Origin of the sequence: Actinomadura sp. BRA 177, from assembly GCF_013372625.1 — a bacterium.
Classification (GTDB): Bacteria; Actinomycetota; Actinomycetes; order Streptosporangiales; family Streptosporangiaceae; genus Spirillospora.
Genome location: NZ_JABXFD010000434.1, coordinates 1 through 8,873, shown reverse-complemented (window position 1 = coordinate 8,873; position 8,873 = coordinate 1). Strand labels below are relative to the sequence as shown.

At 67.8% G+C, this 8,873-nt stretch carries 10 protein-coding genes; 5 read left to right on the top strand and 5 right to left on the bottom strand.

Features of this window, described 5'->3' with window-relative positions; translation table 11 throughout:
* Positions 1–118: 118 nt before the first annotated feature.
* Positions 119–457, top strand: coding sequence for an alpha/beta fold hydrolase (locus HUX53_RS26145; RefSeq protein WP_176405875.1), 339 nt, complete (start codon positions 119–121; stop codon positions 455–457).
* On the opposite strand, the gene HUX53_RS26140 is transcribed toward HUX53_RS26145, so the two are convergent.
* From HUX53_RS26140 to HUX53_RS26130, 3 genes are read right to left on the bottom strand one after another with little or no spacing between them, the layout of a single operon-like run.
* Positions 429–1,217 (bottom strand): hypothetical protein, encoded by a 789-nt coding sequence (locus HUX53_RS26140; RefSeq protein WP_176405874.1) that lies wholly within the window; start codon positions 1,215–1,217, stop codon positions 429–431. The genes HUX53_RS26145 and HUX53_RS26140 overlap by 29 nt on opposite strands.
* A 29-nt stretch (positions 1,218–1,246) precedes the next feature.
* Complete coding sequence (locus HUX53_RS26135; protein ID WP_176405873.1) at positions 1,247–1,978, bottom strand: MerR family transcriptional regulator; 732 nt, start codon at positions 1,976–1,978, stop codon at positions 1,247–1,249.
* Between the two features lie 45 nt (positions 1,979–2,023).
* Positions 2,024–2,191: a hypothetical protein gene (locus tag HUX53_RS26130; RefSeq protein ID WP_176405872.1), complete on the bottom strand. Its 168-nt coding sequence runs from the start codon at positions 2,189–2,191 to the stop codon at positions 2,024–2,026.
* 1,042 nt (positions 2,192–3,233) lie between these two features.
* Here HUX53_RS26130 and HUX53_RS26125 point away from each other — a divergent pair.
* Genes HUX53_RS26125 through HUX53_RS26115 form a run of 4 tightly spaced genes read left to right on the top strand, consistent with a single transcriptional unit; the run spans position 3,234 to position 5,456 of the window.
* Complete coding sequence (locus HUX53_RS26125) at positions 3,234–3,881, top strand: class F sortase (protein ID WP_217919913.1); 648 nt, start codon at positions 3,234–3,236, stop codon at positions 3,879–3,881.
* Between the two features lie 49 nt (positions 3,882–3,930).
* Positions 3,931–5,127, top strand: a complete 1,197-nt coding sequence (locus HUX53_RS26120) for a glycosyltransferase family 2 protein (protein ID WP_217919912.1) — start codon at positions 3,931–3,933, stop codon at positions 5,125–5,127.
* Positions 5,128–5,132: 5 nt separating this feature from the next.
* Positions 5,133–5,288 carry a hypothetical protein gene (locus HUX53_RS40190; RefSeq protein ID WP_217919911.1) on the top strand — a complete coding sequence of 52 codons (156 nt, stop codon included), beginning with the start codon at positions 5,133–5,135 and terminating at the stop codon, positions 5,286–5,288.
* Positions 5,289–5,291: 3 nt separating this feature from the next.
* Positions 5,292–5,456: a hypothetical protein gene (locus HUX53_RS26115; protein ID WP_021595562.1), complete on the top strand. Its 165-nt coding sequence runs from the start codon at positions 5,292–5,294 to the stop codon at positions 5,454–5,456.
* A 43-nt stretch (positions 5,457–5,499) separates the two neighbouring features.
* Here HUX53_RS26115 and HUX53_RS26110 read toward each other — a convergent pair whose 3' ends face one another.
* On the bottom strand, positions 5,500–6,219 hold the full coding sequence (locus HUX53_RS26110; RefSeq protein ID WP_176405871.1) for a DsbA family protein: 720 nt from the start codon (positions 6,217–6,219) through the stop codon (positions 5,500–5,502).
* 327 nt (positions 6,220–6,546) lie between these two features.
* Positions 6,547–6,795, bottom strand: coding sequence for a hypothetical protein (locus HUX53_RS26105; protein ID WP_176405870.1), 249 nt, complete (start codon positions 6,793–6,795; stop codon positions 6,547–6,549).
* Positions 6,796–8,873: the final 2,078 nt, after the last annotated feature.

Sequence of the window (8,873 nt, the reverse complement as noted above, 5' to 3'; positions counted from 1 at the left end):
GGTTCAGGCGACGTGATTGTGGTGATCAACCCGTCTACCAGGGGTCTCTCTGCGTCAGGCCACCAACCGACGCATTGCGATCATGCTGTGACCAGTGGACTGCCGCCACAGGGATGAAATGGGTTCACTGTTCTACGGAGACTGGAATGACACCATAGCGACACACGCGACCCTGGAATTCGAAGACCGCTTGCCCCTTGCCGCCGGCGGCTATTACGGTGAAGGGGCCTTCGATCCGCCCTCGACACGTGCCCGCCTGGCGGAATCGGACGTCCCCGTCCTGGTGGTCGCCGGCGGCCTCGACTGGGCCCCCACGCCGGAACGCGCCACCGAACTCACGGCCCTCTTCCCGAACACCGCCCTGACCGTCCTCCCCGGCTCCGCCCACTATCCGTGGATCACCGAGCCGGAAGCGTTCGTCTCGGCCATCACCGAGTTCGCGCCTCCTCCGGGATGACCAGCTTCGGGTCGTCGGCGAAGAACCGGAGCGTCCGAGCCTCGGCCCGCTTGCCCATCGGCCGGACGACCGTGACCGGCTCGTGCAACTCCACAACGACATTGGTCTGAGACGCCACAGCCACCGACAGCCGCCCGTCCTCGACCCTGACCATGCCGGACTCGTTGAAATTGCGCGCCACCCGCATCGATGAGATGCGCTCACGCGGAACCCGCAGATCGAAGAAAGCCCCGTACCGGATGCGGAGTTCCCCGTCCGACAGCACATGCGGCCTGGTCACGCACGCCGCGATGACCGCCAGCACGATCAGAATCGAGTACAGATCGACCACAAGAATCACCATGCGGAGCCCTTCCGGAGCCCCGATCCCCCGGAGCAGCATCTCCACGCCGACGGCCTCCACGACCATCGCGAAAAGGAACGACAACTGGAGGGCCAGTTGCCCGCCCGAGTACGACACCCCGACCGCACCCTCCGGCACCCCGTTCCGCCGCCGCGCAACGAACAATGCCAGGCTAACGAGCCCTTTCGTGTCGAACCCCATAATCCTGCGCACCGGCTCGGGCAGCAGCCGCCCCACGCTCCGGAACGCCGCCCACCATCCCGCACCGTCCCGCCGCGCGGCGATGACCAGCCGGCACGCCGCGACGAATTGCAGCAGAAGCACCGCACAAACAGCGACCTCCCCCACAATGGCCAGCGGACGCGGCACCGACACACCCGACGCGACCAGCACAAAGAAGATCAGCTCGGCGGGCACGACCGCGTACATCGCACCCCGCGCCGCCCTCAGCACGTCCGCCCCCGAAGGATCTCCATCAGCAGCCGGAACACTTCGCGCTGCGCGGTAGGCAACTCCTCCAACCACCCACCATCCGCGCCCTGCTCAACCATGAGACCCGCCAACTCCCCGGGCAGATACGCCGCAAGCTCCTCAGCCAGCGCGGCGACCCGCGCATCGTCCGGCGACGCGTCCGCGATCTCGTCCATCCGCGCGTAGATCTCTGCACCGCGCCTGCGCGCCTCCGGCTCCGCCAACGGACGCAGCATCTCGGCGAACCTGGCCCGCTCCTCCGGCCCGGCCGCGGTATCGACCAGCGCGAGCAGCCCCTGGTCGAGTTCGGCGAACCGCGTCCCGCGCGGCAGCCCGCGGAGGACCTCCGCCATCTCCGGCGAAACGGCGGAATCCGGCCGCAATTCCACCTCGGCCAGCAACTCCGCCAGCCGCGCCCGCCTAGCCTCGATCGCCTGCTGCTGCCGCGCCAGGTCGGCGTCCAGCTCGACCAGCACTTCCCGCAGCTCACGCCCCTGCTCGTCGGCCAGGACGTCCCGGATCTCGTCCAGCGAGAGGCCAAGCTCCGTCAGCCTCCGGATGCGGGCGAGCACCACCGCGTCCCGCAGCCGGTACTCCCGGTACCCGTTGGCGCGCCGATCCGGCTCGGGCAGCAGCCCCAGATGGTGGTAGTGCCGCACGGTCCGGGTCGACACCCCGACCAGCGCGGCGAGTTCGCCGATCCGCATGGCTTCATTACAAACGTTGACGCAACGTCAAGGTCAAACGTGTCGTCAGACGATGACGGACGCGATGGCCACGAACAGCTCCTCACCGCTTTCGAGCTCAACGCTGAACATGCCCGTCTCGTCCTCCACGACCTCCACCCGGACGGCCCCGGGGAAGTCCCCAGCCGCCGCGACGAGATAGTCGCGAAGCTCAACAATCGTGTCTCTGCCCAAGGGAACCCACCTCGTCGGCCACCAGTACGCGCCGATCGTCCCGCAGTCCAACCTCCTGGCCCACCCCCAAACCCACTACCGAGCACACCCAGCACTGACGGGCAGCACGAAGGCCCGGACGGACAGACCGACGCAAAGCGGCGGTGGCGCGGCGGGGCCCCGGACGGCGACTGAAGCGCAGCGAGGAATGCGCAGAGGGAGCGAATGCACTGACCGCAGATGGAAGAGCAGCGGCAGCGATCGGGGGCACGGACGGCAGGTTGACGCACTGCAGAGGGGCGCGGGAACGCGATGGTGCCGGACGGCAGATGCAGGACGCCGGGTCGGTGACGATGTCGCTGAAGACGATCGGGCCCTCGATATAGGTGAGGCAGCCCTTCAGCGCCCCTCGTCGGCGGCCTTGACTGCCTCGTTGTTGAAGGGCAGCGGCCGGCGCACTGCTGGGTGGCGGCGTCCTTCGGGATCTCCCGGCGTCCAGCCGCCGCCCTCTCGCCGGTGGCCGTCACTGTCCGTGTCCATGGTCCTGTGGACGGCGGGAAGTTCGGGGTCGGATTTTGGACATTTAGGTTGCTCCGGTCAGGCGATCACGCGTCCTCGCGCCTGCGGTCGTCCAGTCGAAGATCCACTGGTCAGAGGCAGTGAAGCGGAGGCGACGGCCATCTTTAGCCGCTTTTCGGCCCGGTCGATATGACCGCTTCCGGACGGCGATCTTTGTATCCATGCCCGGTTTCGTCCGGTTGTCCTGCCTGCGACCGCCCTGGCGTCACCACCTGGCACACTGTCGGCCACCCCGGCATTTGTGTAGGTCAGCGGTCACATGCGGGCGAGCGTTCGGAAAATTTGGTCCATGACGGAGCGTGGGCGGAGCGTCCCAGCGAGGGATCCAGTGGGCCGCTACGGACGACACATCCGCCACATGTCGCCCATCTGGCCTTTGCTCACCTGATGACGCAAAAGCCCTCGTCAACGCGTTACCGTGCCATCCGTTCGCCGCGGCTTGTGGCGAGGTCACCACTGGTCGAGCGGCGGAGGAGAGCGGTCTGTGGAACGTCATGGTCGGCGCTCGCGTGCTCTGGCGGCCGTCGCCGTCGGGCTGGCCGGCCTGGTCGTGGCGGCGTTCTTCGCATTCCAGGCGTTCCGCGAACATCCGGCCACCGCGGCTCCGCCGATGCCGGCGCCCACCGCGTCCGGCACGGCGACGCCCTCAGTGTCCCCCGTGCTGCCTCGGTCGGCGCCGGTCCGCCTGGACGTGCCGCGGATCGACGTCCGGACGCCGCTGATGAAGCTGGCCAAGAACGCCGACCAGACCGTCGAGACCCCGCCGCTGAGCCGCGCCCAGGAGGCCGGCTGGTACCGGCTGGGCGCGGCACCCGGCAGCCGGGGCGCGGCGGTGATCATCGGGCATGTGGACACGGCCCGCGAGCCGGCGATCCTCTACCGGCTCGGCGACCTGCGTCCGGGTGACCAGGCCCGGGTGCTCCGTGCCGACGGCCGCACCGCGGTGTTCCGGATCGACTCGGTCGAACGCGTCGACAAGGACCAATTCCCCACCCGGCGCGTCTACGGCGATCCCGGTTACGCGGCCATCCGCCTGATCACCTGTGGTGGACGTTTCGACCGCGGCAGCGGCCACTACACGGACAACGTCATCGCCTTCGGTCACCTGGTGCGGTCCGAGGGGGCGCGCTGACATGCCCGCGACCTTCGACCCCGCTGCCTTCGCCGGCTCCGAATGAACCGTGACCATCCCCGACCGGTCCGTTCCCGCCGGACGCCACCGGGTACCCCATGCCGTAGCCGCACGGCCGGCCGCCACGTCCCGGACGGGGCACCTGCTGTCCCCGATCGCCTCGGGTTCCCCGACCGAGACGATGCCCGACCACACGGCGGCCTTGCACCCCGTCGTGGCACCGCCGGTGCGGCCACGGCACGTCCCACCACCCCGTCCGACCGGCCAGCACGCCCGTCCCCGTTCCGCATCGGCGCCCGCCGCCGAGCGCACCACCGAAGGCCGGGACGGCCGGCGGAACCTGCCGCGCATCGCCGTGGCCGCGATGCGCGTGACCGTGCTGATCCCGGCGCACAACGAGGCCAAGCAGATCACCGAAACGATCGCCTCGCTGCGCCGCCAGGAACGTCCCCCGGACCACATCGTCGTGATCGCCGACAACTGCACCGACGCCACCGCCGCGTTCGCGCAACTCTGCGGCGTCGAGATCGTCGGGACGCGCGGCAACGAGCACAAGAAGGCCGGGGCGCTGAACCAGGTCCTCGACCGGCTGCTGCCGATCCTCGGCCCGGAAGACGCGATCATGGTGATGGACGCCGACTCGGCCCTCGACCCCGGCTTCATCCGGCACGGCATCGAGTACCTGGCGGACGGACGCTACGCCGCCGTCGGCGGAACCTTCACCGGCAAACCGGGCGGCGGCGCGGTCGGCATGTTCCAGCGCAACGAGTACGCCCGATATGCCCGCGACGTCCGCCGCCTCCAGGGCAAGGCGCTCGTCCTGACCGGCACCGCCACCATCTTCCGCGCCACGACCCTCCAGGAAGTGGTCGCCGCCCGCCGCTCCGAACGCCTCCCCGGCCTGCCCCACGTCTACGACGTCCGGGTCCTGACCGAGGACAACGAACTGACCCTGGCCATCCTCCACCTGGGCTTCCGCATCCTCTGCCCGCCCGAGTGCACGCTCACCACAGAGGTGATGCCGACCTGGCGGGAACTGGCCCAGCAGCGCCTCCGCTGGAAGCGCGGCGCCCTGGAGAACCTCGTCGACTACGGCTGGACGCCGATCACCCGCCCCTACTGGGGACGGCAGTTGCTCTCCCTGATCGGCATCCTGGTCATCACGGCCTACCTGTCCTCGCTCGCCTACTCGGCCATCTGGCTGGCGGTATCAAGATCAGCCCGCTCTGGGCGGCCATCACGGTGATCTTCATGGTGGAGCGCGTGGTGACCGTCCGGCAGCGCGGCAAGGTCCAGATGGCCCTCGCCGGCACCATCGTCGTCGAAATGGTCTTCGACGTCTTCCTCCAGCTGGTCCAGGCCCGTGCCTTCTGGCAGGCCGCCTGGCGCAAAGAAAGTAAATGGTAGGTCATGTACAACAACCCCCCGATCGGCGGCGTGGCCGCGGGTTTCGGCGGCGCCGCCGCGGCCTCCCCGTGGCTCGGCCTGCAGGCGCTCTGGATCGGCCTGGCCCTGTTCACCCTGGTCTCCGCGGGCCTCGCCGTGAAGCGCATCCTCCCCGCCCGCAAGGGCTGACCCTCCAGAAAGGCCGGGGCACGCGCCCCGGCCTTTTCGCCATTCAGGCGGCCTCGGCGAGTTCGCGGTCCGCGGCCGCAATCGGCGGCGAACCGTCCAGCAGTTCGGCCAGACGGGCCAGGCCGGCAAGACCAGGAAGCACACTGCCGTCCGGGGAGACAACGGCCGGGACAACCTGCGTGCTGCTCCGCCACTCCGCGCGCCACCGCTCCACACGACGCTGACCCATCACCGTCAGGGGCCCGCCGAGCACGCTGACCGTGGCACCGAAGCGCCGCTCGGTTCCGGCGGCCACCCGTCCGGCATCGACCGCCATCGCGAGATCGGGACCATACCGGTGGACGTCCGCCGACGCCCGCGGGTACATGATCTCCGCAACGATCCGGCGGACCTCGTACGGACTGCTCACGTGCCGCCCCTCCACCCAGACCGCCCGGAAAATCGCGCGCCGCACCTCGTCGCCCAGACCATCGGTCAGCGCCTCCGCATAAGCGGCCACAGCCGAGCCGGTGTTGCTGACCACAGGCGGCGGCGCATCCGGAACCCGCTCCCCGGGCCGCGCCAGGTCACCGATCTCCCCCAGCTCACGCGCCCACTCATCCTTCGCCACCGCACTAGGCGTACCGGTCACCGCCAGCCGCGGATCATGCTCGACGGCCCGCCACTCGATACCGCCCGCACCCCGCCGGACGACCTCGTCCACACGCAGGCTCGCCAGATAGGAGTAGGGGCAGTTGAAGTCCCCATAGACGACGTAGCTCATCGCGCATCCCTCCTCCGACGATGGCGGGGTTCTATTTATTACAGCGTGCACTAGTAAAAACTAAAAAACCACCCCCTGTGACGCGGATCTCGCCCTCCATCAACCGCTCTCACGCCCTGCAAGCAGCCGACCGTGCGTCGACGTCAGCACCCCGCGCCGTCGTCCAACGAGGCACCCACCCTGCAATCAAGCCGATCAATCTTCGCCGCCGACCAGGAGGATGGTCAGCCACGAAGAGACGTCCGCCAGCCCAACCGACGTGGGCTCAGCGCGCGAATCCGGGACGGGGGCCCGGCGACCAACCCACCACGCCCCCGCCGACACGGGTCATCCCGCCACGCGGTTCCGAGCCGCAACCTGCCGATGGAACTCGTTGAGCGTCGCTGTGATGACTTCCGCCGCCGCCAGCCAACCGGTGACGTCATCGTCGTTCTTATGATCATTCAGCGGCACCGTGTCGAGCTCCAGCATGCCGTTGTCATAGGCAGTGAGCTTCAGCGTGAGCGTCAGCCCCTTGTCCCGAGGAGTGGGCTGGACGTCCATGGTTTCGCGGATCCGCTTCAGGCTGGCGGGCATCGAAGCCTCCCAATGACTGTTTGGTTACCGGCGTCAATATAGAGCGGACCACACCGAGCCACCCAAACACCGCGCCCGATACTCCCACTAAGGCGCTCAGCTCAGGTGGCCGCGTCGCTCCCGGCCCGGGTATCAGCACCCCGCCGCTCCATCGTGGCTGGCTGTCACTTCCACACCGTAGTCGGCCGTGTTGTCACCAAAGTCGCTGGGAAACCACACGGACAGATAGCCGATCACATCGTTGAGGGGCTTGGTGAAGCAGAGACGCGCCCCCGACGCCACTAACCCCTCTGCAGGAACGGGCCTCGCGTTCTCCATTGACAACTCCCACCCAGCCGCAAGCATCCGAGTTCGGTAGAACGCAAGGACGCTTTCCTCATTGGAAGTAGGGCGATATTGGCGCCCGGCGTAGGCAAAGCCGTCGTCCTCGTCACAACCAGAGTATTGGCCGCGGAGTGTGGCATTCCCAGGATGCAGGCGCAGGACGTCCAACCCACTCAGAGTGGACGCAAGCCGTTCGTCACGGTCGGTACACCCGTACAGCCCGCCAGAGAGCGCCCAATTCGCTCCGACAGCCAACACACCAAGCACGAGCAGGCTCGCAGCCACCACCCCGGCGACGAAAATTCGCCGGCGAGGCTGGCGCGACGCTGCGGGGGCTATATGTCCCGTCCAAGCTGACCGCCAAGGGTCGTGTCTCTGCGCCGACGACTCCTCAAGCGGACTGATCATGCGCGAATTGTGCCAAACACCCAGTACGCGGACGGCCAGCCGCTGGTGCCCATGCGTGGCGGGCGACGTCCCAGTGAGGCTCCCGTGAAAGAACAGGGCCTCCAGGCCCACCGACAGTCGGTCTGGCCAGCCTCGACGCGCAATTGGTCGGCGCACTCGATGGCGGGTGTGCCGCGATTGATAACGCGATGGACCTAGGCAAGGACGAGCTGCGTGTTGCGGGCCAAGCGGACGCGGATAATCAGAACCTTGTCGTCGGTGAGGACAAGCATGACACGGTGCGTGAATCCTTAGGAGGTGACGTCTTCTGCTGCGACCCGGGCGGTGAGACTGGCGCTCTGGATGCCGTGCCCGAGCACCTCGTATAGCAAAAACTGGCCGGACGTTGGGGAGGCGGAGCCGAACCTTGTCACCGGCGCCATCGAGCCAGTACACCCCGTAGGCGTCCATTCCGGCGCTCTCGATGGTGAACGTGCCGGACACGGCACTGCCGGTCGCCTCGCGGATAATGCCACGGCGCTCAGCCCTGACCCCGGCCAGTATTCGTGTGGGGGCGCAGGCGGACTACCCAACACGACCGGACGTGCTCGCCCAGCACCACGCACGGCGGAACACCCGCTCTGACCAGAGCCCGTTGACCTCCCAAACCAGGCCCAGAGCAGGTGGAACCTTGCCGTGCCGGCATGAGCGGCAGGCCGCCCGTCACCACTGGGAGCTCCGGGACGAAACTGGCGCCCGCGGAATCGCCATCATTCCACCGTGTAGCTGGAGAGGCCGACCAACTCCTCTGCATCGCAGAGTCACCGCTCGCGCTGGAGTTGGACGAGGACGACTCTGCAACCAAGCCCTGACGTGCTCGCTCAAAGCAGTTCTACTACCTGCGAGTCACCCTTGGCCTCGACGATGGCCCGCGACGTGGCGCCCCAACTAATCACCGGCTCATGTCCACACGCGCGGTGTATTGGTGTGTGACCCGTCCAAGGTCATCCCGAGCCGTTGTCAGCACCCGAGTTAGCACGCACACCGTCCCGGAGGGTGTCGGGTCTCATGATGTGCGTGGCACATCGGTGCTCAGGACGTGCGTGACACAGGAGGTGCCTGACATGGGATGCCGGATGCAGGCCTGCGCCAGAGCATCGCACCACACAAGTACAGCCCGGCCTGGGGTCACTGATCAGGGGCCACTACTCGTCAGCATACTTGGCCTGAACCCCATGAGTGAACCCATTTCATCCCTGTGGCGGCAGTCCACTGGTCACAGCATGATCGCAATGCGTCGGTTGGTGGCCTGACGCAGAGAGACCCCTGGTAGACGGGTTGATCACCACAATCACGTCGCCTGAACC